This window comes from Bacillus sp. TH22, from assembly GCF_016651015.1.
Lineage (GTDB): Bacteria > Bacillota > Bacilli > Bacillales > Bacillaceae_G > Bacillus_A > Bacillus_A mycoides.
Map to the genome: position 1 here is coordinate 2,806,771 of NZ_JAEKER010000001.1, position 26,252 is coordinate 2,833,022.

At 40.2% G+C, this 26,252-nt stretch carries 21 protein-coding genes, 14 tRNA genes, 3 rRNA genes and 1 riboswitch; of the genes, 5 read left to right on the plus strand and 33 right to left on the minus strand.

Going from position 1 to position 26,252, the window contains the following annotated elements:
- Positions 1–102 precede the first annotated feature (102 nt).
- From guaA to groES, 3 genes are all read right to left on the minus strand, one after another.
- Complete coding sequence (gene guaA, locus JFU18_RS14080; RefSeq protein ID WP_122974556.1) at positions 103–1,641, minus strand: glutamine-hydrolyzing GMP synthase; 1,539 nt, start codon at positions 1,639–1,641, stop codon at positions 103–105.
- 165 nt (positions 1,642–1,806) lie between these two features.
- Positions 1,807–1,908, minus strand: a riboswitch (purine riboswitch).
- A gap of 139 nt (positions 1,909–2,047) precedes the next feature.
- Positions 2,048–3,682 (minus strand): chaperonin GroEL, encoded by a 1,635-nt coding sequence (groL, locus tag JFU18_RS14085; RefSeq protein WP_002029451.1) that lies wholly within the window; start codon positions 3,680–3,682, stop codon positions 2,048–2,050.
- 37 nt (positions 3,683–3,719) lie between these two features.
- A complete protein-coding gene (groES, locus tag JFU18_RS14090) occupies positions 3,720–4,004 on the minus strand; it encodes a co-chaperone GroES (protein ID WP_002009985.1) in 285 nt (94 codons plus the stop codon).
- A gap of 402 nt (positions 4,005–4,406) precedes the next feature.
- Here groES and JFU18_RS14095 point away from each other — a divergent pair, with 402 nt between their 5' ends.
- Together JFU18_RS14095 and JFU18_RS14100 are read left to right on the plus strand one after the other, a co-directional pair.
- Complete coding sequence (locus tag JFU18_RS14095; RefSeq protein WP_044440795.1) at positions 4,407–5,156, plus strand: CPBP family intramembrane glutamic endopeptidase; 750 nt, start codon at positions 4,407–4,409, stop codon at positions 5,154–5,156.
- Positions 5,153–5,344: a YdiK family protein gene (locus JFU18_RS14100; protein WP_001246201.1), complete on the plus strand. Its 192-nt coding sequence runs from the start codon at positions 5,153–5,155 to the stop codon at positions 5,342–5,344. The genes JFU18_RS14095 and JFU18_RS14100 overlap by 4 nt, the downstream gene beginning before the upstream one ends.
- 29 nt (positions 5,345–5,373) lie before the next feature.
- On the opposite strand, the gene JFU18_RS14105 is transcribed toward JFU18_RS14100, so the two are convergent.
- Positions 5,374–6,003, minus strand: coding sequence for a redox-sensing transcriptional repressor Rex (locus tag JFU18_RS14105; protein ID WP_000372704.1), 630 nt, complete (start codon positions 6,001–6,003; stop codon positions 5,374–5,376).
- A gap of 187 nt (positions 6,004–6,190) precedes the next feature.
- On the opposite strand from JFU18_RS14105, the gene JFU18_RS14110 reads away from it, so the two are divergent.
- The gene (locus tag JFU18_RS14110; RefSeq protein WP_098169066.1) at positions 6,191–8,113 is read left to right on the plus strand and encodes an ABC-F family ATP-binding cassette domain-containing protein; all 1,923 of its coding nucleotides are present in this window, start codon (positions 6,191–6,193) and stop codon (positions 8,111–8,113) included.
- 413 nt (positions 8,114–8,526) lie between these two features.
- Here the strand turns inward: JFU18_RS14110 and tsaD are convergent, their stop codons facing one another.
- The 22 genes from tsaD to JFU18_RS14220 form a co-directional block, all read right to left on the minus strand.
- Positions 8,527–9,543, minus strand: a complete 1,017-nt coding sequence (gene tsaD, locus JFU18_RS14115) for a tRNA (adenosine(37)-N6)-threonylcarbamoyltransferase complex transferase subunit TsaD (protein WP_002009991.1) — start codon at positions 9,541–9,543, stop codon at positions 8,527–8,529.
- Positions 9,543–9,986: a ribosomal protein S18-alanine N-acetyltransferase gene (gene rimI, locus JFU18_RS14120; protein WP_002063534.1), complete on the minus strand. Its 444-nt coding sequence runs from the start codon at positions 9,984–9,986 to the stop codon at positions 9,543–9,545. The genes tsaD and rimI overlap by 1 nt, the downstream gene beginning before the upstream one ends.
- Before the next feature lie 13 nt (positions 9,987–9,999).
- On the minus strand, positions 10,000–10,692 hold the full coding sequence (tsaB, locus tag JFU18_RS14125) for a tRNA (adenosine(37)-N6)-threonylcarbamoyltransferase complex dimerization subunit type 1 TsaB (RefSeq protein ID WP_002091610.1): 693 nt from the start codon (positions 10,690–10,692) through the stop codon (positions 10,000–10,002).
- Positions 10,673–11,146 carry a tRNA (adenosine(37)-N6)-threonylcarbamoyltransferase complex ATPase subunit type 1 TsaE gene (tsaE, locus tag JFU18_RS14130; protein ID WP_002009995.1) on the minus strand — a complete coding sequence of 158 codons (474 nt, stop codon included), beginning with the start codon at positions 11,144–11,146 and terminating at the stop codon, positions 10,673–10,675. Before tsaE ends, tsaB begins: the two co-directional genes overlap by 20 nt.
- A gap of 174 nt (positions 11,147–11,320) precedes the next feature.
- Positions 11,321–11,396 (minus strand) — tRNA-Asp (locus tag JFU18_RS14135).
- Between the two features lie 3 nt (positions 11,397–11,399).
- Positions 11,400–11,476 (minus strand) — tRNA-Met (locus JFU18_RS14140).
- Positions 11,477–11,488: 12 nt separating this feature from the next.
- Positions 11,489–11,604 (minus strand): 5S ribosomal RNA (gene rrf, locus JFU18_RS14145).
- A gap of 101 nt (positions 11,605–11,705) precedes the next feature.
- A 23S ribosomal RNA gene (locus tag JFU18_RS14150) occupies positions 11,706–14,626 on the minus strand.
- A gap of 146 nt (positions 14,627–14,772) precedes the next feature.
- Positions 14,773–16,324, minus strand: a 16S ribosomal RNA gene (locus JFU18_RS14155).
- The 16S, 23S and 5S rRNA genes sit together here with 14 tRNA genes alongside, the layout of an rRNA operon.
- Positions 16,325–16,400: 76 nt before the next feature.
- Positions 16,401–16,471: transfer RNA gene (locus tag JFU18_RS14160), tRNA-Gly, on the minus strand.
- Position 16,472: 1 nt separating this feature from the next.
- Positions 16,473–16,549: transfer RNA gene (locus JFU18_RS14165), tRNA-Pro, on the minus strand.
- A gap of 3 nt (positions 16,550–16,552) precedes the next feature.
- A tRNA-Arg gene (locus tag JFU18_RS14170) sits at positions 16,553–16,629 on the minus strand.
- Positions 16,630–16,725: 96 nt separating this feature from the next.
- Positions 16,726–16,808: transfer RNA gene (locus JFU18_RS14175), tRNA-Leu, on the minus strand.
- 16 nt (positions 16,809–16,824) lie between these two features.
- Positions 16,825–16,897: transfer RNA gene (locus JFU18_RS14180), tRNA-Lys, on the minus strand.
- Positions 16,898–16,902: 5 nt separating this feature from the next.
- Positions 16,903–16,977 (minus strand) — tRNA-Gln (locus tag JFU18_RS14185).
- An 87-nt stretch (positions 16,978–17,064) separates the two neighbouring features.
- A tRNA-Asp gene (locus JFU18_RS14190) sits at positions 17,065–17,140 on the minus strand.
- A gap of 3 nt (positions 17,141–17,143) precedes the next feature.
- Positions 17,144–17,220: transfer RNA gene (locus JFU18_RS14195), tRNA-Met, on the minus strand.
- Positions 17,221–17,244: 24 nt separating this feature from the next.
- A tRNA-Val gene (locus tag JFU18_RS14200) sits at positions 17,245–17,320 on the minus strand.
- Between the two features lie 4 nt (positions 17,321–17,324).
- Positions 17,325–17,399, minus strand: a tRNA-Glu gene (locus JFU18_RS14205).
- 8 nt (positions 17,400–17,407) lie between these two features.
- Positions 17,408–17,498, minus strand: a tRNA-Ser gene (locus JFU18_RS14210).
- Positions 17,499–17,501: 3 nt separating this feature from the next.
- A tRNA-Asn gene (locus JFU18_RS14215) sits at positions 17,502–17,576 on the minus strand.
- A gap of 114 nt (positions 17,577–17,690) precedes the next feature.
- Entirely contained in the window at positions 17,691–18,146 is a 456-nt protein-coding gene (locus JFU18_RS14220; RefSeq protein ID WP_016095131.1) for a SprT family protein, read from the minus strand.
- A gap of 210 nt (positions 18,147–18,356) precedes the next feature.
- Between JFU18_RS14220 and cmpA the strand changes: the two genes are divergently transcribed.
- Complete coding sequence (cmpA, locus tag JFU18_RS14225) at positions 18,357–18,473, plus strand: cortex morphogenetic protein CmpA (protein WP_001143642.1); 117 nt, start codon at positions 18,357–18,359, stop codon at positions 18,471–18,473.
- A gap of 57 nt (positions 18,474–18,530) precedes the next feature.
- Here cmpA and JFU18_RS14230 read toward each other — a convergent pair whose 3' ends face one another.
- The 6 genes from JFU18_RS14230 to acpS form a co-directional block, all read right to left on the minus strand.
- Entirely contained in the window at positions 18,531–20,699 is a 2,169-nt protein-coding gene (locus JFU18_RS14230; RefSeq protein WP_201033587.1) for a Tex family protein, read from the minus strand.
- A gap of 68 nt (positions 20,700–20,767) precedes the next feature.
- Positions 20,768–21,118: a type II toxin-antitoxin system endoribonuclease NdoA gene (ndoA, locus tag JFU18_RS14235; RefSeq protein ID WP_000635965.1), complete on the minus strand. Its 351-nt coding sequence runs from the start codon at positions 21,116–21,118 to the stop codon at positions 20,768–20,770.
- Positions 21,119–21,122: 4 nt separating this feature from the next.
- A complete protein-coding gene (locus JFU18_RS14240) occupies positions 21,123–21,410 on the minus strand; it encodes an antitoxin EndoAI (protein WP_000004570.1) in 288 nt (95 codons plus the stop codon).
- A 311-nt stretch (positions 21,411–21,721) separates the two neighbouring features.
- Positions 21,722–22,891 carry an alanine racemase gene (gene alr, locus JFU18_RS14245; protein WP_002124821.1) on the minus strand — a complete coding sequence of 390 codons (1,170 nt, stop codon included), beginning with the start codon at positions 22,889–22,891 and terminating at the stop codon, positions 21,722–21,724.
- A 117-nt stretch (positions 22,892–23,008) separates the two neighbouring features.
- A complete protein-coding gene (locus JFU18_RS14250) occupies positions 23,009–23,959 on the minus strand; it encodes a LolA family protein (RefSeq protein WP_002124820.1) in 951 nt (316 codons plus the stop codon).
- Between the two features lie 156 nt (positions 23,960–24,115).
- Positions 24,116–24,475: a holo-ACP synthase gene (gene acpS, locus JFU18_RS14255; RefSeq protein ID WP_002009969.1), complete on the minus strand. Its 360-nt coding sequence runs from the start codon at positions 24,473–24,475 to the stop codon at positions 24,116–24,118.
- A gap of 92 nt (positions 24,476–24,567) precedes the next feature.
- Here acpS and JFU18_RS14260 point away from each other — a divergent pair, with 92 nt between their 5' ends.
- A complete protein-coding gene (locus JFU18_RS14260; protein WP_003186998.1) occupies positions 24,568–25,116 on the plus strand; it encodes a rhomboid family intramembrane serine protease in 549 nt (182 codons plus the stop codon).
- 169 nt (positions 25,117–25,285) lie between these two features.
- Here the strand turns inward: JFU18_RS14260 and uvsE are convergent, their stop codons facing one another.
- Positions 25,286–26,248, minus strand: coding sequence for a UV DNA damage repair endonuclease UvsE (gene uvsE, locus JFU18_RS14265; RefSeq protein WP_002029436.1), 963 nt, complete (start codon positions 26,246–26,248; stop codon positions 25,286–25,288).
- Between the last annotated feature and the right edge of the window lie 4 nt (positions 26,249–26,252).

A 26,252-nucleotide genomic window follows, 5' to 3' on the forward strand; every position in this document is an offset into this window, starting at 1 on the left:
ACGAACATTTTTATAAACTTTTATATTTTCGTTCGTATTAAGGGTAAAAACAAAAAGATCCATCTATACATGAACGATAGATGGATCTTTTTTATTACAATACTATTCCCACTCAATAGTTGCTGGTGGCTTACTCGTTATATCATACACGATACGGTTAACGTGTTTTACTTCGTTTACGATACGTACAGAGATTTTCTCTAATACGTCCCAAGGGATACGTGCCCAGTCAGCTGTCATACCGTCGATAGATGTTACTGCGCGGATACCTACTGTGTAATCGTAAGTACGCTCGTCACCCATAACACCTACACTACGCATACCAGGAAGCGCAGTGAAGTATTGCCAAACTTCGCGGTCTAAGCCTGCTTTAATAATTTCTTCACGTAAAATCGCATCAGATTCACGAACGATTTCTAATTTCTCTTCTGTAATTTCACCTAATACACGAATACCAAGTCCTGGACCTGGGAACGGTTGACGCCATACGATTTCATCAGGAATTCCTAGTTCTGATCCTAATACACGTACTTCGTCTTTAAATAAAGTGTTTAAAGGCTCAATTAATTTGAACTGCATGTCTTCTGGAAGTCCACCAACGTTATGGTGAGATTTAATTGTTTGTGCAGTTGCTGTACCACTTTCAACGATGTCCGTGTAAAGTGTACCTTGCGCTAGGAAGTCCATTCCTTGTAATTTAGAAGCTTCATCATCAAATACGTAAATGAATTCATTACCGATGATTTTACGTTTTTGCTCTGGATCTTCTACACCTTTTAACTTGTTCATGAAGCGCTCTTGTGCATCCACTTTAATAACGTTCATATGGAAGCCTTCGCTAAATGTTTTCATAACACCTTCTGCTTCATCTTTACGAAGTAAACCGTGGTCCACGAAAATACATGTTAATTGGTCACCAATCGCTTTATGAATTAATACTGCTACAACAGAAGAGTCTACACCGCCACTAAGTGCGCATAATACTTTTTTGTCTCCAACAGTTTCACGGATCTTCTCTAATTCTACTTCAATAAAGTTCTCCATGTTCCATCCTTCAGAACAACCACATACGCCGAATACGAAGTTTTTAATTAAATCGTTACCGTGCTCAGAGTGACGTACTTCTGGGTGGAATTGTACACCGTATAAGTTTTCCGCTTCATTGCTCATACCAGCAATTGGACAAGACTCACTTGTTGCATCTACTACGAATCCTTCAGGTAAACCAGTTACTAAGTCACCATGGCTCATCCATACAACTTGCTCTTCTGGAAGGTTCGCATATAATTTTGATTCGTTCTCTACTTTAAGAACAGCTTTTCCATACTCACGGTGGTTGGCACGTTCTACTTTACCACCGAAGTGTTGTGTCATAAGCTGCATACCGTAACAAATACCGAAGATCGGTAATCCTAGTTCAAAGATTTTTTCATCACAATGTAATGCGCCTTCACCGTATACACTATTTGGTCCACCAGAGAAAATAATCCCTTTTGGATTCATTGCTTTAATTTCTTCTGCAGTAATTGTATGTGGATGAAGTTCACTGTATACACCGAACTCACGAATTCGACGTGCTATTAACTGATTGTACTGACTCCCAAAATCTAAAACGATAATTGTATCATGCTGCTTCTTCAAAATAATCACCCCAACGTTAGTTCTCGTATATAAATATTTTCACCAATTTGGCGAAAAGCATTACTAATATAATAAAAAAAGCCAGTCCTCCGCCTCTAGTCTCATGACAAAGAAAAGGCAGGGGTCTGGCTTTATAAAGAAAGATAGTCTTCCGCTCTTTATAAATATAAGACGCACTGCCTTCATAGTCAGGTTGTTTACGGTAACCCGGTAGAGACTCTCAAACCATATCATCGAGGATATATGAAGGATTGTTTTATATTATCTTCCTAGATTCTAACAATGAAGTATCGGTATGGTCAAGAGAGAAAGCGACAAAATTCTACAGAAATTATTTTCCTGCGCTCAAAAACATAAAAAAACATCCACTTCTATATAGAAGTGGATGTTTTTCGGGAGAACGGAATTACATCATTCCGCCCATACCACCCATGCCCATGCCGCCCATGTCAGGCATTGCTGGTGCATTTGGTTCTGGCTTGTCAGCAACTACAGCTTCAGTTGTTAAGAACATAGCTGCAACAGATGCTGCGTTTTGAAGTGCAGAACGAGTTACTTTAGCTGGATCTACGATACCAGACTCAAGCATGTTAACCCATTCGCCAGTAGCTGCGTTGAAACCAACGCCTACTTTTTCGCCTTTTAGACGCTCTACAACTACAGATCCTTCTAGACCAGCGTTGATTGCGATTTGACGAACTGGCTCTTCTAGTGCACGAAGTACGATGTTGATACCTGTTGCTTCGTCGCCTTCAGCTACGATAGAAGCTACTTTTGTGTATACGTTCATAAGTGAAGTACCACCACCTGCAACGATACCTTCTTCTACTGCTGCACGAGTTGAGTTAAGTGCATCTTCAATGCGAAGTTTGCGCTCTTTTAACTCAGTTTCAGTTGCTGCACCTACTTTAATTACTGCTACACCGCCCGCAAGTTTAGCAAGACGCTCTTGTAATTTTTCACGATCGAATTCAGAAGTAGTTTCTTCTAATTGCGCGCGGATTTGACCGATGCGAGCTTCGATTTGTTGTGAATTTCCAATACCTTCAACTACAGTTGTGTTTTCTTTCGTTACAACAATTTTACCAGCACGTCCTAAAGATTCAACTGTAGCAGATTTTAAGTCACGTCCTAATTCTTCAGTGATTACTTCGCCACCAGTTAAGATTGCGATATCTTCTAGCATTGCTTTACGACGGTCACCAAATCCAGGAGCTTTAACAGCAACTACATTGAATGTACCACGAAGTTTGTTCACTACTAATGTAGCTAACGCTTCGCCTTCTACATCTTCAGCAATGATAAGAAGTGGTTTACCTTGTTGTACCACTTGCTCTAATACTGGTAAGATTTCTTGAATGTTAGAAATCTTTTTGTCAGTAATTAAAATGTATGGGTTATCAAGAACTGCTTCCATTTTGTCAGAATCAGTAATCATGTAAGGAGATGCATATCCACGATCAAATTGCATACCTTCTACTACGTCTAATTCTGTTGTGAATCCTTTAGATTCTTCTAAAGTAATAACGCCGTCGTTACCAACGCGCTCCATTGCTTCAGCGATTAATTGACCTACTTCTTCGTCAGCCGAAGAAATAGCAGCTACTTGTGCGATAGAAGATTTACCTTCGATTGGTTTAGAAATTGCTTTTAATTCTTCAATTGCAGCAGTAACAGCTTTTTCGATACCTTTACGAAGACCCATTGGGTTTGCACCAGCTGTTACGTTTTTAAGACCTTCACGAATCATAGCTTGCGCTAATACAGTTGCAGTTGTCGTTCCGTCACCAGCTACATCGTTTGTTTTGCTAGCAACTTCTGCTACTAATTTCGCACCCATGTTTTCGAATGCATCTTCTAATTCGATTTCTTTTGCGATTGTTACACCATCATTTGTAATAAGTGGTGAACCGAATTTTTTCTCAAGTACAACGTTACGACCTTTTGGTCCAAGCGTTACTTTTACTGCGTTTGCAAGAGTGTCGACACCGCGAAGCATCGAACGACGTGCTTCTTCACTAAATTTAATATCTTTTGCCATAATAATTGACCCCCTTGGATTTTTAAAATGTATATAATTAACCGATAATTGCTAAAATGTCACTTTCACGTAAAATCAAGTAGTCTGTACCTTCGTATTTCACTTCAGTACCTGCATATTTTGAGAAGATGATAAGATCACCTGCTGCTACCTCTAAAGCAACACGCTCACCATTTTCAAGCACTCGGCCTGTACCTACTGCAATAACTTTACCCTCTTGTGGTTTTTCTTTTGCAGTTTCTGGTAATACAATACCACTTGCTGTTTTTTCTTCTGCTTGAACAAGTTCAATTACAACGCGATCACCTAATGGCTTTAGCATGAACAATAACCTCCTCATTTTGTTATGTAAATTTTATTTATTAGCACTCAAGTCACACGAGTGCTAACACACTTATAATAATAAATAATCTCAATTTCTTTTGCAAGTAAAAAAATCATAATTTTTTCGCAAATTACTTTATGCACTTTCCTAGATATCATTACTTCTTCTACTGCCTTTACTATATGAATCGTTGTTCCCACTTCTTGTATGTTACAATATGAAAGACACCCTAAGTTGTTTTCGCTAAACGTACAACTTTTTCCTGTCTCCTATTTTATTTTCAAATACTTATTTACAAAAAAAATATAATTCAAATGAAAGTTTATATCGTAGGTAGCATATTTACATGTTATCCTACCTTATCTCATACACTAGCGTTAGAAAGGATGGTTAAACCATTTGAAGAAACAATATTGGTGGATTATCGTTACATACATTTTAATGCAGTTATCAGGCATTGCCGGGTTACCGCTTCTCCTGAAAACTGGACTATACGATAATAGGGGATTTACTAGAGATGAAAAACTTCAGCTCATAACTGGTCATTGGGCTATCATTAGCTTTTTCATTGCATTATGCGTTGTACTTTGGTTACTCAGAACAGACATTCGCGACAGGCATTTAGATAAAATGCGCTCTACTGTTCCAGCTACAATTGGGTGGATTTTTATTGGTTTCTTCTTAGCGCTGTTCTCACAAAGCATTGCCGGTATGATCGAAATGCGTTTATTAGGGATTACACCGGGATCTGAAAATACAGCAAGACTTATGGACATCGCAAGAACGACACCTTGGTTCCTTATTGTCATATCTATAATAGGACCTATTTTGGAAGAAATCGTATTTAGAAAAATTTTATTCGGTACACTTTATAAGAAGTTTAACTTCTTTATTGCCGCTATTATTAGTTCACTTGTATTCGCGGCGATTCATTTTGATTTTACTCACTTATTGGTATACACTTCTATGGGGCTCGTATTCGCCTTTTTATACGTAAAAACGAAACGAATTATAGTTCCTATTGCAGCTCATGTTGCAATGAATACATTAGTTGCAGTTGCTCAAGTTGTAGTAAGCAATGAGCAAATTCAAGAAATGATTAAAGAAGCTGAAAAAATGCAAGGCTTTATCGGAGGATTTTTAGTATGAGAAACTCACCATTGTTCATGGCTGCATTGTACTTTCTTCTTGGATGTATCTTTACACGCTTCGCCATTACGAACGTAACAGATACAATCTGGAATATGTGGACAATACTATTTGCAGTTATGGCAACAATTGATTTTAATTTGGCACTTCGCCTTATCTTAGTTAAATTCACAAAGAAAAAACAATAATAAAACGCAGAGGTCATCTCCTCTGCGTTTTATTGTGGATAATTCTTCAAAAAGTAAACAAGCGTTTGTAACTCTACAGCTAAATCAATGTGATGAATTCTTATATTCTCTGACACATTTAAGCGTGCTGGTGTGAAATTTAAAATACCATGCACGTTCGTTTCTGCCAATCTATCTGCCACAGATTGCGCTACTGTAGCGGGTACCGTTAATATTGCCACTTGTATATCAGTTGATAAACGTTCTTCTAATTCATCCAAATGATATACAGGAATGCCTCCGATTTCTGTTCCAACTTTCTCTTCACTAACATCAAACGCCATTTCAATTTTTGTATTATTGTTTTTCGTGAAATTATAATGTAAGAAAGCGGTCCCTAAATTACCTACTCCAATAAGTGCCACGCGTGTTATATCATCTTGGTCGAGTGTTTCACGGAAAAATGATAATAAATAATTTACGTTATATCCATATCCTTTTTTCCCTAACGCTCCAAAATATGAAAAATCTCTTCGAATAGTTGCGGAATCAACCTTTACCGCTTCACTCAATTCGGCTGATGAAACACGTTGCTTACCAGAAAGAGATAAGTTTTGGATAAATCGATAGTATAGAGGCAATCGTTTGGCAGTGGCCTGTGGAATTTTTTGCTGATCCATATAACCTCTCCTCTCTTCCTATCTTTATTCTTATACTTGAATCAAATACAGAAGTTTAGTACTCATGAATTTCCTTGTATAATAAAGAGAAGAAGTATTCTCTCTTTATTTTAAACTATACACTATTTTTAGTATGATTGAGAAATATAAACATGGCAAAGTTAAGAAATTATTTGAGGTGAAAACATTGATATTATTACAAGTGAATGGGCTTTCGAAATTATACGGTGCAGAAACGATTCTTGCAAACATAAAATTGGAAGTACAAACAAAAGATCGTATCGCATTAGTCGGACGAAATGGAGCTGGAAAATCTACATTATTAAAAATAATAGCTGGCGAGTTATCTCATGATGGTGGTGAAATTATAAAACCGAAAGATGTCTCAATGGGGTATTTAGCTCAAAATACTGGACTCGAAACGTCTTTAACAATTTGGGATGAAATGTTAACCGTCTTTACACACTTGCAGCAGATGGAGACAAAACTTCGAAGACTAGAGCAAGAGATGGGAAAAGAAGAAAACTTTTCAAATGCGGCTATATATGAGAAATTATTAGCTGATTATGACCAATTACAATTAGATTATAAAGATCAAGGCGGCTATCAGTACGAAGCGGATATACGCTCAATTTTAAGCGGTCTTGGCTTCCCAGTTGAAACGCATCAGACGAAAATTTCCACATTAAGTGGTGGACAAAAGACTCGATTAGCTCTCGGGAAATTATTATTAACTAGACCAGACTTACTTATTTTAGACGAACCTACAAACCATTTGGATATTGAGACACTAACATGGCTTGAACAATATTTACAAGGCTATCCTGGCGCGATTTTAATCGTTTCCCATGACCGTTATTTCTTAGATAAACTTGTTACACAAGTATACGAAATTTCTAATAAGGAAAGCCGACGATTTGTTGGTAACTACAGTAAATATTTAGACTCAAAATCAGCTCTATACGAGCAAGAAATGAAGCGTTATGAAAAACAACAAGATGAAATTTCTAAACTGGAAGACTTTGTACAAAAAAATATAGCTCGTGCATCTACGACAAAACGCGCTCAAAGTCGCCGTAAACAATTAGACAGAATGGAAGTATTAACTAGACCATTAGGCGATTCTAAATCAGCTTCCTTCCACTTCGATATTGAAAAACAAAGTGGAAATGATGTTTTACAAGTGAAAGATGCAACTATTGGCTATTATCAGGAACCGATTATTGAACATGTAAATATGCGCTTAACTCGCGGTGACAGTGTTGCCTTAGTTGGGCCAAACGGAATTGGAAAATCTACATTATTAAAATCCATTGTGAATAAGTTACAGCTATTACATGGAAACGTTGCTTTCGGCTCAAGTGTATCTGTTGGTTATTATGATCAAGAACAAGCCAACTTAACATCTTCGAAGCGAGTTTTAAATGAATTATGGGATGAATATCCCCTGCAACCTGAAAAAGAAATTCGCACTATACTAGGCAACTTTTTATTCACAGGGGATGATGTACTCAAACCAGTATCTTCTCTTAGTGGTGGACAAAAGGCTCGACTAGCTCTTGCAAAACTTATGATGCAAAAATCCAATTTATTAATTCTCGATGAGCCAACAAACCATCTTGATTTAAATAGTAAAGAGATTTTGGAGAATGCTTTAATTGATTACCCAGGTACTCTTCTATTCGTCTCTCATGACCGCTACTTTATTAATCGCGTAACGACAACCGTTGTTGAGTTATCAACAGAAGGTGCACAAGAATATTTAGGTGATTACGATTATTACGTTGAAAAGAAAAATGAAATGATTGAACGTGCGGAACTAGAGCAAGAAGATGAAGTACCTGTTCAAAAAGTGGTGGCACAAGAAAAATTAAATTATCTCGAAGAAAAAGAACGTAAACAGTTAGAGCGTCAACGTACTCGAAAAATTGAAGAACTGGAACAAAATATCGTAGGCTTAGAAGAAGAAATTGCTACGTTAGAAGACCAACTTTGCTTACCAGAAATATATGCAGATTATGAAAAGGCTAGTGAAATTACAACTAAAAAACAAACACTGCAAGAACAGCTTGAAGCTTGTATGGCAGAATGGGAAGAACTGCATATATAAGAGAATTTAAAAGAGGAGGATGTCTCATAAGTCGGGCTTTTTGACGAGATGACCTCCTTTTTATTTTCTTTTTTGGAATCAATACCCTAATAAATGAAATTATACAAACCATTCGACAAAGATTGACAATAGTAGCACCTTATATAATAAGAGGAGGATGTTTCAAAATGTTTTTTGGACATCTCTTTGTTTTTTATTTCCCAAAAAAGAATTTCTTCAAAGGTCAGACTTCCTCTATGTTATCCACAAGGTTATACACATATCCACCTTTATAATATAAACTTCCAAATAACTTTTCCACATTATCCACAACTAGATAAAAAGTTATACACATTTTATGTACACAAAAAAACCCAAATTATCAACAGATAATTTGGGTTTTATCCACAAGCTGTGGTTAATTTTGTGTATAACTATGCTTCAATATCTAATCCTGGATTTGCATTTAAAGCTAATGTAGCGCGTTTTCCTTGTTCGTATGCAATTGTACCTGCAGCCGCAATCATCGCTGCATTATCTGTGCATAAAGATAGAGGAGGAATAATTAGCTCTATATTTTCTTTTTGTGCAAATTCTGCTGCTAAACGTGCACGAAGCCCTTTATTAGCAGCTACTCCACCAGCAAGAAGCACTTGTTTTACATTATAAGCATCTGCTGCACGAGACGCTTTCGTTACAAGTACATCTATTACACTTTCTTGGAAACTTGCTGCTAAATCTTCTGGTGCAATTTCTATACCGCGCTGTTTTGCGTTATGCACAGTGTTGATAACTGCTGATTTCAATCCACTAAAGCTGAAATCATACGAATCAGGTTCTAGCCACGCACGAGGCAAATCAATTGTTGGTTTTCCTTCATGCGCAAGGCGATCAATATGAGGACCACCTGGATAAGGCATTGATAATGTACGAGCTACTTTATCGTAAGCTTCTCCTGCCGCATCATCTCGCGTTTCACCAATCACTTCAAATGAACCATGTTCTTTCATATAAACAAGCTCCGTATGTCCACCGGATACAACAAGCGATAGTAACGGGAATTGTACTTCTTTTACTAAACGATTCGCATAAATATGACCAGCAATATGATGAACACCAACTAGAGGGATATCATGAGCAAAAGCCACAGCTTTCGCTGCATTTACACCTATTAAAAGTGCTCCGACTAAACCTGGGCCTTCTGTTACAGCAATTGCATCAATATCCTCAAAAGTGATATTCGCTTCTTTTAAAGCTTCTTCTAACACAACTGTGATTTCTTCTACATGATGACGGGATGCAATCTCTGGTACTACTCCGCCAAAACGCTTATGACTTTCAATTTGCGATGCAACGACATTCGCAATGATTTCCGTTCCATTTTTAACAACTGCTACAGCTGTTTCATCACAGCTTGTTTCAATACCAAGTATAATCGTATTTTTTTCCATTATATATTCACCCACATTACAAGACCATCTTCCTGATTGTCTGCATAGTATCGTTTACGAATCCCACCATTTTGAAATCCGTATTTTCTGTATAACTGCTTTGCTACTTCATTTGACATGCGTACTTCAAGTGTCATTGTTTTTACTCCTAAACCTTTCGCTTCGGAAATGACTTCTTTTAATAAGGCATCCCCTAGCTTTTGACCTCTGTATTCCGGCAGGATAGCTATATTTGTTACATGTGATTCATCAATAATTATCCACAATCCACAATATCCAATTACGAGACCATCTTTTTCTAGCACGACATAATGTGCATGTTCATTCACCTCTAATTCACGGTGAAAGGCATCTGCAGTCCATGGGGTTGAAAAAGATGCTTCTTCAATAGCTACAATTTGAGCAATATCATCGAGTGCCATCTTTCTAAATATCATATCCATCTTCTGTAGGCCCCTATTGTTTTTGACTTTCTAACCATTTTGTTTCAGCTTCAGCTAAACGAAGATAGCTAGGAACAAACGTATGCACGTCTTGTTCTTCTTTTTGTAATCCTAAACATGCTAATTCACTTGGTCTCGGGTTATTCTTAGTGAACGGAGCAAATACAGCTTGATCACCTAAATATTCTACAATTGTTTCTTTATGCAATTTAACATCGTTACCAATAAATAAAACAGGCTGTTCTTTATCTTTTAACATTTGCAACCAGTCAACAATAAGAATAATTCGGTCTTCTTCTATTGAAGTTATACGCTCTCCTTCATATGTATATAACCCCGTGTAAATTTGACCACGTCGGCCATCAAATAAAGGACAAATTAGTCCATTAAAATTAGTACCATTTGCAGCCACCACTTCCAAACTTGATACACCTACAATTGGTATTTGAAGTGACCAAGCTAATGTTTTTGCCGCTGTCACACCTATACGAACACCTGTATATGATCCCGGTCCAGCTGCTACAACAATTTTAGTCAATTCTTTCGGTTTTACACCGCATTCTTTTAACAGTTTCTCTACAGCTGGCATAAGACGTACAGAATGGTTTTTTGTTAAATTTGTAATGATTTCCCCAATCACGTTCCCTTCCTCAATAAGGGATACACCCATTACGTAATTTGAAGTATCAATTGCTAGTACTTTCATCTTGTAATAGCTCCTCACATAATCTAATATAGCGATCTCCAATTGGCTCGAGTACAATTTTTCTTGTATCATCTCCAGCATGGAATAAACTAATTTGCAACTTCTCATTCGGTAAATATGCTTCTATTAAATGAGCCCATTCTACTACTGTAATCCCTTCACCATAGAAATACTCATCAAATCCTAAATCTTCTTCACTTTCCGCTAAACGATACACATCCATATGATATAGCGGTAATCTTCCTTTATATTCTTTAATAATATTGAAGGTAGGACTATTTACGACTCTTTTCACTCCAAGACCTTTTGCTAGTCCTTTTGTAAAAGTCGTCTTGCCAGCTCCAAGATCACCCTCTAAAATAATTACATCTTTTTCCTTTACAAGTCTCCCTAATTTTTCTGATAATCGCTGGGTTTCTTCGGAAGATTTTGTTGTTATTTCATATTTACTCACAGACTTCACCTACTTTACTCACAATGTTCTCTGCTCTTTATTATACAGGTTTTAAATATATAAAAAAGTCCTTAGGAGTTTTCCTAAGGATAGTTTGACTGTCTTTATTAGTTTTTTGTTAAAACAAATAAAAAAATACGAAACAACTTGTTTCGTTCTTTTCTTTATATAAAATGGCGGTCCCGACCGGGGTCGAACCGGCGATCTCCTGCGTGACAGGCAGGCATGTTAACCACTACACCACGGGACCATTTGGTTGCGGGGACAGGATTTGAACCTGCGACCTTCGGGTTATGAGCCCGACGAGCTACCGTACTGCTCCACCCCGCGATGATATAAATAGCCTGGCAACGTCCTACTCTCACAGGGACAAGGTCCCAACTACCATCGGCGCTAGAGAGCTTAACTTCCGTGTTCGGTATGGGAACGGGTGTGGCCTCTCTGCCATCATTACCAGACTATATTCATTTAAGACAAGAATTATTATAACTCATTAACTTTTGAAAGTCAACAAGTTTTTTATATTCTTTCAAAACTAGATAACATTGCTTCATATTATATGGTTAAGTCCTCGATCTATTAGTATTCGTCAGCTCCACATGTCACCATGCTTCCACCTCGAACCTATCAACCTGATCATCTTTCAGGGATCTTACTAGCTTACGCTATGGGAAATCTCATCTTGAGGGGGCTTCATGCTTAGATGCTTTCAGCACTTATCCCTTCCGCACATAGCTACCCGGCTATGCCCTTGGCAGAACAACTGGTACACCAGCGGTGCGTCCATCCCGGTCCTCTCGTACTAAGGACAGCTCCTCTCAAATTTCCTGCGCCCACGACGGATAGGGACCGAACTGTCTCACGACGTTCTGAACCCAGCTCGCGTACCGCTTTAATGGGCGAACAGCCCAACCCTTGGGACCGACTACAGCCCCAGGATGCGATGAGCCGACATCGAGGTGCCAAACCTCCCCGTCGATGTGGACTCTTGGGGGAGATAAGCCTGTTATCCCCGGGGTAGCTTTTATCCGTTGAGCGATGGCCCTTCCATGCGGAACCACCGGATCACTAAGCCCGACTTTCGTCCCTGCTCGACTTGTAGGTCTCGCAGTCAAGCTCCCTTATGCCTTTGCACTCTACGAATGATTTCCAACCATTCTGAGGGAACCTTTGGGCGCCTCCGTTACACTTTAGGAGGCGACCGCCCCAGTCAAACTGCCCACCTGACACTGTCTCCCGGGTCGATAAGACCCGTAGGTTAGAATTTCAATACAGTCAGGGCGGTATCCCACCAGCGCCTCCACCGAAGCTAGCGCTCCGGTTTCAATGGCTCCCGCCTATCCTGTACAAACTGTACCAAAATTCAATATCAGGCTACAGTAAAGCTCCACGGGGTCTTTCCGTCCTGTCGCGGGTAACCTGCATCTTCACAGGTACTATAATTTCACCGAGTCTCTGGTTGAGACAGTGCCCAAATCGTTACACCTTTCGTGCGGGTCGGAACTTACCCGACAAGGAATTTCGCTACCTTAGGACCGTTATAGTTACGGCCGCCGTTTACTGGGGCTTCAGTTCAGAGCTTCGCTTACGCTAACCCCTCTCCTTAACCTTCCAGCACCGGGCAGGTGTCAGCCCCTATACTTCGCCTTACGGCTTCGCAGAGACCTGTGTTTTTGCTAAACAGTCGCTTGGGCCTATTCACTGCGGCTTTCCGTTAAGAAAGCACCCCTTCTCCCGAAGTTACGGGGTCATTTTGCCGAGTTCCTTAACCAGAGTTCTCTCGCACACCTTAGGATTCTCTCCTCGCCTACCTGTGTCGGTTTGCGGTACAGGCACCTTTTATCTCGCTAGAAGCTTTTCTTGGCAGCGGGGAATCAAAGACTTCGCTCCATAAGGAGCTTCCCCATCACAGCTCAGCCTTCACGATAAGCGGATTTGCCTACTTATCAGCCTAACTGCTTGGACGTGCACAACCAATCGCACGCTTCTTCTATCCTTCTGCGTCCCTCCATTGCTCAAACGATAAAGAGGTGGTACAGGAATATCAACCTGTTGTCCATCGCCTACGCCTGTCGGCCTCGGCTTAGGTCCTGACTAACCCTGAGCGGACGAGCCTTCCTCAGGAAACCTTAGGCATTCGGTGGACGGGATTCTCACCCGTCTTTCGCTACTCATACCGGCATTCTCACTTCTAAGCGCTCCACCAGTCCTTCCGGTCTGACTTCACTGCACTTAGAACGCTCCCCTACCACTGATACCATTGGTATCAATTCGCAGCTTCGGTGGTGTATTTAGCCCCGGTACATTTTCGGCGCAGAGTCACTCGACTAGTGAGCTATTACGCACTCTTTAAATGGTGGCTGCTTCTGAGCCAACATCCTAGTTGTCTAAGCAACTCCACATCCTTTTCCACTTAATACACACTTTGGGACCTTAGCTGGCGATCTGGGCTGTTTCCCTCTTGACTACGGATCTTATCACTCGCAGTCTGACTCCTAAGGATAAGTCATTGGCATTCGGAGTTTGACTGAATTCGGTAATCCGATGAGGACCCCTAGTTCAATCAGTGCTCTACCTCCAAGACTCTTACACTTAAGGCTAGCCCTAAAGCTATTTCGGGGAGAACCGACTATCTCCAGGTTCGATTGGAATTTCTCCGCTACCCACACCTCATCCCCGCACTTTTCAACGTGCGTGGGTTCGGGCCTCCATTCAGTGTTACCTGAACTTCACCCTGGACATGGGTAGATCACCTGGTTTCGGGTCTACGACCACGTACTAAACGCCCTATTCAGACTCGCTTTCGCTGCGGCTCCGCCTCTTCAGCTTAACCTTGCACGGGATCGTAACTCGCCGGTTCATTCTACAAAAGGCACGCCATCACCCATTAACGGGCTCTGACTATTTGTAGGCACACGGTTTCAGGATCTCTTTCACTCCCCTTCCGGGGTGCTTTTCACCTTTCCCTCACGGTACTGGTTCACTATCGATCACTAGGGAGTATTTAGCCTTGGGAGATGGTCCTCCCAGATTCCGACGGAATTTCACGTGTTCCGCCGTACTCAGGATACATTCAAGAGAGAACGAAGTTTCGACTACGGGGTTATTACCCTCTGTGACGGACCTTTCCAGGTCGCTTCGTCTACCTCGTTCCTTTGTAACTCCGTATAGAATGTCCTACAACCCCAAGAGGCAAGCCTCTTGGTTTGGGCTAGATTCCGTTTCGCTCGCCGCTACTCAGGAAATCGCATTTGCTTTCTCTTCCTCCAGGTACTTAGATGTTTCAGTTCCCTGGGTCTGTCTTCCATACCCTATGTATTCAGGTAAGGATACCATACCATTACGTATAGTGGGTTTCCCCATTCGGAAATCTTCGGATCAAAGCTTACTTACAGCTCCCCGAAGCATATCGGCGTTAGTCCCGTCCTTCATCGACTCCTAGTGTCAAGGCATCCACCGTGCGCCCTTTCTAACTTAACCAAACTAAAATTAAAAAAATATGAGCTACACTGTTATCTAGTTTTCAAAGAACATACATTTAAACTTGAGAGATAGTTCTCTCAAAACTGAACGAAACAAAACAAGTCAACGTTTATTGATGAACTGCGTTCATCAATTCTCCATAGAAAGGAGGTGATCCGACCGCACCTTCCGATACGGCTACCTTGTTACGACTTCACCCCAATCATCTGTCCCACCTTAGGCGGTCGGCTCCATAAAGGTTACCCCACCGACTTCGGGTGTTACAAACTCTCGTGGTGTGACGGGCGGTGTGTACAAGGCCCGGGAACGTATTCACCGCGGCATGCTGATCCGCGATTACTAGCGATTCCGACTTCATGTAGGCGAGTTGCAGCCTACAATCCGAACTGAGAACGGTTTTATGAGATTAGCTCCACCTCGCGGTCTTGCAGCTCTTTGTACCGTCCATTGTAGCACGTGTGTAGCCCAGGTCATAAGGGGCATGATGATTTGACGTCATCCCCACCTTCCTCCGGTTTGTCACCGGCAGTCACCTTAGAGTGCCCAACTTAATGATGGCAACTAAGATCAAGGGTTGCGCTCGTTGCGGGACTTAACCCAACATCTCACGACACGAGCTGACGACAACCATGCACCACCTGTCACTCTGCTCCCGAAGGAGAAGCTCTATCTCTAGAGTTTTCAGAGGATGTCAAGACCTGGTAAGGTTCTTCGCGTTGCTTCGAATTAAACCACATGCTCCACCGCTTGTGCGGGCCCCCGTCAATTCCTTTGAGTTTCAGCCTTGCGGCCGTACTCCCCAGGCGGAGTGCTTAATGCGTTAACTTCAGCACTAAAGGGCGGAAACCCTCTAACACTTAGCACTCATCGTTTACGGCGTGGACTACCAGGGTATCTAATCCTGTTTGCTCCCCACGCTTTCGCGCCTCAGTGTCAGTTACAGACCAGAAAGTCGCCTTCGCCACTGGTGTTCCTCCATATCTCTACGCATTTCACCGCTACACATGGAATTCCACTTTCCTCTTCTGCACTCAAGTCTCCCAGTTTCCAATGACCCTCCACGGTTGAGCCGTGGGCTTTCACATCAGACTTAAGAAACCACCTGCGCGCGCTTTACGCCCAATAATTCCGGATAACGCTTGCCACCTACGTATTACCGCGGCTGCTGGCACGTAGTTAGCCGTGGCTTTCTGGTTAGGTACCGTCAAGGTGCCAGCTTATTCAACTAGCACTTGTTCTTCCCTAACAACAGAGTTTTACGACCCGAAAGCCTTCATCACTCACGCGGCGTTGCTCCGTCAGACTTTCGTCCATTGCGGAAGATTCCCTACTGCTGCCTCCCGTAGGAGTCTGGGCCGTGTCTCAGTCCCAGTGTGGCCGATCACCCTCTCAGGTCGGCTACGCATCGTCGCCTTGGTGAGCCGTTACCTCACCAACTAGCTAATGCGACGCGGGTCCATCCATAAGTGACAGCCGAAGCCGCCTTTCAATTTTGAACTATGCAGTTCAAAATATTATCCGGTATTAGCCCCGGTTTCCCGGAGTTATCCCAGTCTTATGGGTAGGTTACCCACGTGTTACTCACCCGTCCGCCGCTAACTTCATAAGAGCAAGCTCTTAATCCATTCGCTCGACTTGCATGTATTAGGCACGCCGCCAGCGTTCATCCTGAGCCAGGATCAAACTCTCCAATAAAGTTAGTTTGTCTAGCATCTAAAAATAAAAATTGACGTTCACGTTGTTTGTTTCGTTCAGTTTTCAAAGAACTAAAAGCGGGTGAAGAGAATCGAACTCTCGACCAGAGCTTGGAAGGCTCTTGTTTTACCACTAAACTACACCCGCGTGGTCGGGAAGACAGGATTTGAACCTGCGACCCCCTGGTCCCAAACCAGGTGCTCTACCAAGCTGAGCCACTTCCCGTTATGGCGCGCCCGAGAGGAGTCGAACCCCTAACCTCTTGATCCGTAGTCAAACGCTCTATCCAATTGAGCTACGGGCGCTTATTCATGATGTTTTTTCGTCGTTGTATTTTGGCGACTCAATTATCTTACCATACTACATTTTCAAATGCAAGTACTTTTTAAAAGATTTTTTGATGCGGCCGAGAGGACTTGAACCTCCACGGGGTTTCCCCCACTAGGCCCTCAACCTAGCGCGTCTGCCGTTCCGCCACGACCGCGCGGAAAAAACAAAAGTGAGCCATGAAGGATTCGAACCTTCGACCCTCTGATTAAAAGTCAGATGCTCTACCAACTGAGCTAATGGCTCGTAAATGGCTGGGCTAGCTGGATTCGAACCAGCGCATGACGGAGTCAAAGTCCGTTGCCTTACCGCTTGGCTATAGCCCACCGAAATAGTTATCTTCTTTTCAAAGACAAATGTTATTTTACCATAATGTCCAATAAAAAACAACTGCTATATAGCAGAAGTTAAAATGGCGGTCCCGACCGGGGTCGAACCGGCGATCTCCTGCGTGACAGGCAGGCATGTTAACCACTACACCACGGGACCATTTGGTTGCGGGGACAGGATTTGAACCTGCGACCTTCGGGTTATGAGCCCGACGAGCTACCGTACTGCTCCACCCCGCGATAATATTATTTATATAATTTATATGGTGGAGGATGACGGGATCGAACCGCCGACCCCCTGCTTGTAAGGCAGGTGCTCTCCCAGCTGAGCTAATCCTCCGAAGTGGTGACCCGTACGGGATTCGAACCCGTGTTACCGCCGTGAAAGGGCGGTGTCTTAACCACTTGACCAACGGGCCAATATGTATGGCAGAGAAGAAGGGATTCGAACCCTCGCACCGCGTTAGCGATCTACTCCCTTAGCAGGGGAGCCCCTTGAGCCACTTGGGTACTTCTCTGTATGGCTCCGCAGGTAGGACTCGAACCTACGACCGATCGGTTAACAGCCGATAGCTCTACCACTGAGCTACTGCGGAATAATGAAGACAATTTGTATCTTATAAAACTTCTCATCGTAAGTCAAGAAGTTTTTTCACAACATCTTGCGCAAACGTGACATGTTTATAATATACTGGATTGCGTTTTCACTGTCAAGATGTTTTCACTACCAGTTTTAGTTGTCCTTTACACTTTCCACATACATATCTTTGTGTATTTATTTGACGTCTTCTTACATATTGAAAAGAACACCCCATACATTCATACATAGAAACTCTTGTTTCCTCCTCACTAATCATTCGTTTACAAAAACGTGGTGCACCTACTTTCTTTAATAACTCCCGAAAATCTCTATCTCGATGCTTATACCCTTTTCCTGTGATATGTAAGTGATAATGACAAAGTTCATGTTTAACAATCCCGACTAACTCTTCTTTTCCATATACTTCGTAATATCGATAATTCAATTCTATATTATGATTCTTCAATAGATAGCGCCCACCAGTTGTACGTAACCTACTATTAAACATCGCTTTATGTAAAAACGGCATTCCAAAGCATTGTAACGATACCTCTTCCACTAACCGCTGAATTTCTTGCTCATCCATTCTCATTCCTCCTAAACTAAAAAATATTTCCACACTTTTCTCCCTTCTTATACATATAGTAAATAGTACATATACCCATCCTCATTCAAGAAGCGTGATTTCTAAAAATGCAGCATTGCTAGAAATCCACTCACCAACCTCTCATCAAAGTTACTTTAACTAAAAGGAGCTACTTTTTTTGAGAGCAGGATTAAACAAGGAGGGATTCCTATGCCCACGTGGCTAAAGAAACAAATGCAACGTGCATATTTCGAGAAAAACCGGTATCAAATCAAGTTACTAAATGAATGCTGGTTTTATTATAGTAAAATACATCAAAGCTCATAATCAATTAAACTTTCCAGTTCATAAAAAGAGAGCAGTTTCATCTGCTCTCTTTTCTTACTATTCAATCGGTAACATTGATAATGCAACACGACCTTTTTTCGTATCAATATCATCTACCCATATCTTTACAATTTGTCCCACGGATACAATATCTAATGGATGCTTTACAAATTGTTTGCTTAGTTTAGAAATATGTACTAAACCATCTTGCTTCACACCAATATCAACAAAGGCACCGAAATCAACAACATTGCGGATCGTTCCCTCTAATTCCATACCACGCTTTAAATCTTCTAATTTTAAAATCCCCTTTTTCAAAAGTGGCTTTGGCAACTCATCCCTCATATCTCGCTCCGGGCTAATTAAAGCATCCATAATATCAACTAATGTCGGCTCACCAATCTCCGTCTCTTGAGATAATTTAGAAATATCTACTCCTTCGAAACTCTTTTGCAAGTTTGGTTTCCCCACATCATTCTTTGATAACCCTAAGCTCTTCAATAGCAATTCAACATTTTTATATTGTTCTGGATGAATCCCTGTGCGATCTAACGGATTCGCTCCTTCTAATATACGTAAAAACCCGATACATTGTTCATATGTTTTTGCACCTAAACGTGGGATTTTCTTTAATTCAGTACGCTTCGTGAATTTCCCATCTTCCTCACGCTTAGCTACAATGTTTTTCGCAACTGTTTTTGATAATCCCGAAACATATTGCAACAATGCAACTGAAGCTGTATTTACATTAACACCAACTCGGTTAACTGCTGTCTCTACTACAAATGTTAATGATTCATTTAATCTCTTTTGAGATACATCATGTTGATATTGTCCCACCCCAACAGATTTAGGGTCAATTTTCACAAGTTCTGCAAGTGGATCTTGTAGACGTCTCCCAATTGAAACAGCACTTCTTTCTTCAACCTGTAAATTTGGAAACTCCTCGCGAGCTACATCAGATGCTGAGTACACACTAGCACCCGCTTCATTTACAATAATGTAAAATACATCTCGCTCTACATTTTGTAATACATCTACTATAAATTCTTCCGTTTCCCTCGAAGCTGTACCATTTCCAATCGCTATCATTTCAACTTCATATTTATCTATAATTGAAATGATTTTCGTTTTTGCATCCTCATATTTACGAGCAGGCGGATGCGGATAAATAACATCTATGTGAAGAACTTTTCCTGTATCATCTACTACAGCTAATTTACAACCGGTTCTATATGCTGGATCTACCGCTAACACAACTTTCCCTTTCATCGGAGGTTGTAATAATAAATTACGTAAATTCTCAGAGAAAATATGAATCGCTTGTTCTTCGGCCGTTTCCATTAATTCTTTACGAATTTCTCTTTCTATTGAAGGTTGAATTAATCGCTTATATCCATCTTCCATCGCTAATTGTACATAATGCGCACTTTTAGAAGCTTCATCAAGAATCATTTTTTTATGTAAAAACTGAAGAATTTCTTCAATTGGCGTGATAACAGAAATTCTTAATACGTCTTCCTTTTCACCACGATTCATAGCTAGTACACGATGCGGCACTACTTTTTGCAACGGTTCTTCATAGCCATAATACATTTCATATATATTCTTTTCATCTTTTTCTTTATCTTTTACAGATGAAGACATAATCCCTTTTCGGAAAGTAGTATTGCGAATCCAACTACGATATGCCGCATTATCCGAAACAAGTTCCGCAATAATATCTTGCGCACCTTGCAACGCATCTTCTGCAGACGCCACTTCCTTTTCTGCATTAACAAATTCCATAGCCTTCTCTGCTGGATTTTCTTTTTTATATAATAATAGCCACTCAGCTAACGGTTCTAATCCCTTTTCTTTAGCAATTGTAGCTTTCGTTCTTCTTTTTTCTTTATATGGACGATATAAGTCTTCTACTTCTTGAAGTTTTGTTGCAGCAACAATATGACGACGCAACTCTTCGGTTAGTTTACCCTTTTCACCAATAAGACGAAGAACCTCTTCTTTCCTATCTTCTAGTTGCATCATATATTGCCATCTTTCTAAGATTGCACGAATTTGCACCTCATCAAGAGACCCTGTCCATTCTTTTCGGTAACGAGCGATAAATGGAACTGTGTTACCTTCTTCTGTTAATTGAATAACATGACGAACTTGCTTTTCTGTAAAGCCTAATTCTTTCACTAACATTTTCATTAACCCTTGTCGATTATCTACCATTTCCATATCCAACCGTAACCTCCTCTATAATAAAAAAAAGTTGCCCTGTAAAGAGAGCAACTTAAACTGCCGATTTAAAAATCTATTAGTCCTAAACTAATTTGTAACGCTTCATCTACACGACTCATCATCACTTCATCCAAATGAGTGATTTTGTCCGTTAAGCGTTGCTTATCGATTGTTCGAATCTGCTCAAGTAAAATAACAGAATCCCTCTCAAAACCGTACTTTTTCGCATCAATTTCCACATGAGTGGGTAATTTCGCTTTTTGAATCTGTGCAGTAATAGCCGCTACAATCACAGTCGGACTAAAACGATTTCCGATGTCATTTTGAATGACAAGAACCGGACGAACGCCTCCTTGCTCAGAACCAACAACTGGGGAAAGGTCTGCAAAATACACGTCGCCGCGTTTTACAATCAAAATATTACCCCCCGCTAACTAAGCGTTCTACTGTATGAGCTGCTTCATACTCTGCTAAGAAAGCTTCAGATGCAATACCAAGATTAATTTTTCCCATTTCAATGTACCCACGTCGCATTGATTCATGTTGGTAGCGTTTCTTCGTCTTATGTTGACGCAATAACAGTTGTGTTGCCTGGCAAATTAGTTCATGGCGATTCTTATTCTCTTGTTTTCCAATTCCGTCCAATTCCGTTACCATTTGCTTTGGCAACCGAACCACGATTTCAGTAGTTACACTTGATTCGGACACAAAAATACACCTCCACCGTCAACTACACACCCAAATATATATATGACACCTATTGTAATAATACCATTGTATGGAGCCTGTTGCAAAGACTTCCTTATTCCTTGCTTATGTTTTCCAATTCATAAATAAAACATTCATCTTCTTTTACTTTTTATCTCTTTCAAACAAGAAATAAAGCAATCCTTCAGTAATATTTCATTGCTACTTATATTAATAACAAGTATAAAAAGAAGCTCCCCAGCGAAAAAGAACCTATTCTTTATTAGTGAAACTCCTCCAAATGACGAGATGCTGAGTAATAATACCTTCTTCTATATATCGTTCAAATAATTGATTACTTCTACAACTTTACCGTGTCGTATAAATATTCTCGGTACACGGAAGCTTATCGTTGCGATAATTTCATAATTAATAGTCCCGGAATATTCAGCAACCTCGGTAGCACTAATATACTCATCACCTTGTCTCCCAATGAGTGTAACTTTCGTACCAAGTGGCACTTCACAAGGAAGATGTATCATGAATTGATCCATTGTCACTCGCCCTACAATCGGTACTCTTTCACCGTTTACAAGTACCTTAAACCCTTGCAATCTTCTAAGCCAGCCATCTCCATATCCAATTGCAACTGTCGCAATCCATTCTTCAGTTCTCGTTCGGTATGTGACATTATAACTAATCCCATCTCCTTTAATCACTTGCTTAATATGAGCAACTTTCGTGTGAAGTGACAACGCCGGTTCCAATTTAAATGGTAAAAAAGGACGTATTTCTACAGATGGGGATAATCCATACATCGCAATACCAATTCGCACCGCATTAAATGTAATCCCTTGAAACCTTAACGTTGCGGCACTATTGGCCGTATGGACAAATTTAGGATTCACTCCAAATTCTTTCAACCAACGTAACTGCTGCAAAAATGTATTATATTGCTTATCAAAGTAAGAAGTCTCAACCTCATCCGCTGTTGCAAAATGCGTATATACTCCTTCTAACTCTAAAAATGGCGCACCTTCTAAACTCTTTAAGAACCCTTTTAATTCTTTTCGTTCACGTATTCCGATTCTCCCCATACCACTATCAAAATTAATATGGAATTTCATTATTGATGAACCATCCCAGAGCTTTATCGCTTCTTCCACCCATTCTTTTTGAAAAACAGTTAATGCTACATCATTTTCAGCAGCTACATTTACATCACGGGGTGGGGAAGGACCTAATACTAAAATCGGTGCAGTAATACCAGCCCTCCGAAGCACTAAAGCTTCATCTAAAAAAGCAACTGCTAATCTTGTTGCTCCTGCTTCTAATGCAGTTTTAGCCACCGGTACATAATCGTGCCCATATGCATTCGCTTTAACTACAGCAAAAATCTCTACATCACTTGGAATGTACTCTTTAATATGTGTAACATTGTTATAGATCGCATCTAAATCCACTTCCACCCACGTGTCACGGTAAAACGGTGCTTCTTCCATAAATACACTTCCTTATACACGATATGCGAAGCTTATTCTTTTATATGCTTCTTTTATGAAATCCACCTTCAAACTAAGAAAAGACGTGGTGCACATATATCACCACGTCTAAGAAGTTTACTTCACCTGCTTCGCTGTAACCGAACGAGCAACCATCAACAACTCATTCGTCTCTAAACCTTTAGACACGAGCATATATTCTACTCCGTTATGTGACCACGTTACAGAGTCTTTCGTCAATGCACCAATCGTGAAACCAAGATCAACCGGCTCTCCACTTACACTTACCGCCGATGAGGCCTCTGCAACTTTTGACTTTTCTTGTATTAAAGTAAAGGATTTCTTACTTCCAGTGTATGTGAGTATTGCACGCTTGCCACTGTCTGTCTTCAACTCTTCTTCCTCTTTCAAAGTCATACCTTGCGGTGTATCACGTGGATACAAAATAGCAAACGGTTTGTCTTCTTTCGCTGCCGTCTGAACATCCACTTGTGCTCTAGACATATTTTGTTTCGTATCAAATGCACCTTTATCAAACTTTGCATCAAACTTTACTTTAGTGAAATCTACTTTTACAAGGACATTTTGATCATTATCCATCAGTTTCACAGAAACTGGTGTTAAATCACTTTTATTCAGCTTAATTTCTTGTTTCGGCAACATATTTTGATGTTGATAATTTGTTTTTGTTTTAAACACATAATACTTATCTGTTTTCTCGAAAGAGAGATTTTTCTTATCTTGCAAAATATCTCTTACAAGTGATTCATATAAATAAGCCTGGCTACTATTTTGCGGCCAATCACTTTGAAAACGGAAACTCTTATTAAGTGCCGGTGTTAATACAAATACACCTTCATCATTCCTTAAAATAATTTGACTCTGATCCTTTTTCGCATTCTGCAAATTCACACGATAATACGAAGGTTCTTTATGCCAAATTTCTACATTGTACTCTTGAGGTTCATTTCCTGTTTTAATAGATAATTTCGCTTCAGCTTGATAACTCTTCATACTTTTAACTTTCGTTTCTAAATCTCTCACAACATCTTCCTGTTTCTTTTCCATACAACCCGCCAATACAAAAACGGTCAATAAACCGACAAGAACTAAAAACAGACGCCTTTTCATCACTTCAGCCCCTTTGCCCCTATAAATGAATGGAAGATATGCCTTCCTTATCGCTACCTCAAATATATGAGACAAAGATATAAAATATGCAGACTAGCGTGACGAGCTTTCCAAAACAACTTGAGCAACGGCAAATTCTTTACTATGACTAATTGATAAATGAACAATATGCTCTGTATTTGTAATGATAATCGGCTTACCTCTATCATCATTCCTTACTTCAATATCTAAAAAACTCACTTCTTTCCCAATACCGGTCCCTACCGCTTTAGAATACGCCTCTTTTGCTGCAAATCTTCCAGCTACAAATTCTGTAAGACGACTTCCTTTCAGCCCCTCGGCAACACCACGTTCTCTTTCAGTTAAAATACGTTCCATAAATTTAAGCTTTCCATCTAGCATTTTTTCAATTCGATTTAACTCGATAATATCGATTCCAATCCCTACAATCATTTCAAAATCCCCTTCTTCTATTTAGCTTTCTTCATTCATATTGTAAGAATAACAGAGAATCTTTCTGATGCAAAAGGAGTGATACTAACAACATGCTAATACCATCCACTCGCATTTCCTTACAACCGATTATCATTTCTTTACTTCTTATACAATTAGTCATGATTATATTGAGCGACTTTTCCCTCTTTCACCTGGCAGCCTACAATGAATATATCGCTAAAGGAGAATGGTGGCGTGTCATAACTTCCTTACTTGTACACGTAGACTTACAACATTTCCTTTCTAATAGTATTTGTTTATTCGTATTTGGTTCTTCCATCGAAAAACAACTAGGACACTTTTCTTTCATCATTATTTTTTTCCTTTCTGGCATTCTCGGGAATATTTCTTCTTATATTATTATGCCTCTTGAATATATTCACGCCGGAGCATCTGGTGGTATTTTCGGATTACTAGGCGCCCAATTATTTTTATTGTATAGTCGATATTGTTCTTCAAAACCAAGAGACATCGCTATTTTTTCAATAATGATACTTATATTACTACTATTTACTTTCTTTAATCCCTCTGCCAATCCTATAAGCCATTTAACAGGACTGATCATCGGCGGCATGTGCACCCCTTTTTTAATAAAGTGAAACTTTAATCAGTGGGGGGGTTCCATCCCCCACTGATTATTAGCCCGCACCAATCGGGCTTTTACGGGCAGCCCGACTCCCACCTAACTCCCTCGCAATTCGCCGAATTTTGAGGCGGGAGTCTTACTGCCCACAAATAGCGGGACAAAAAAAAACGATGGCGCAGAGCTTATTTAATATAGAAGCTCGCACCATCGATAATTTCCACATCTGTTTGTTTACTTAACTCTCTCATTAGTTGAAATAAAGACTCGTCCTTTTTCTTCGCCTCAATCATACAATCAATTCGCGGAACACTCCCCTTTATCTTTTTCAAAAAAGATAAGAAAGTATCTACATCAATAAAATCTGCATGTGCTCTCGGGTTTTTTCCATCTCTAGGACTGGAGATGTGCATTTTAACCGGTAACAAAGACGATTCCCACGTATGTACAACACGCGCCCAATCTTCATGCCAATCTTCCTGGTCATTATTCATCATATGATGGTGCAAATCAAACACGACTGGAATGTCTAATTTCTCACCTAAATACAATGTTTCTTCTAAAGAAAAGGTCGTGTCATCATTTTCTAATATAATCATCTCTTGAATACCTCTTGGAACAGTTGACCAATTTTCTATAAAGCGTTCTAATGCAAGCTCCTTATCTTTATAACCTCCTCCCACATGTAATACACATCGTTGCTTATGTTCAATTCCCATACCCTTTAACAATTTTTTGTGCATCTGCAATGTCTTTACAGATTGTTTGAAAATACTCTCCTCAGGTGAATTTAGTACAACAAAGTGATCTGGATGGAAGTCAATTCGCATATTCATACGAATTGCATATTCACCTAATTCTTTCAGATTTTCTTTTAACGGACGAATATAGTTCCAATCTAACAACTCCTCATGATTCGCTAAAGGAATAAGCTTGGAACTAAGTCGAAAGAAAGATATATCATGCCCTTTATTATGTTTTAATAACCGTAAGCAATTTTCCAAATTCGAATTAGCGATTCTTTCAAGTTTACGAATCGCAGCCTCTCGATCATCAATCCGCTGAAACTGTGCATACGTCATCGTTTGAGATGGAGAAGCATTCTTCAAATGTACACTCATCGCAACATACCCAAGTCTTACAAGCATATAG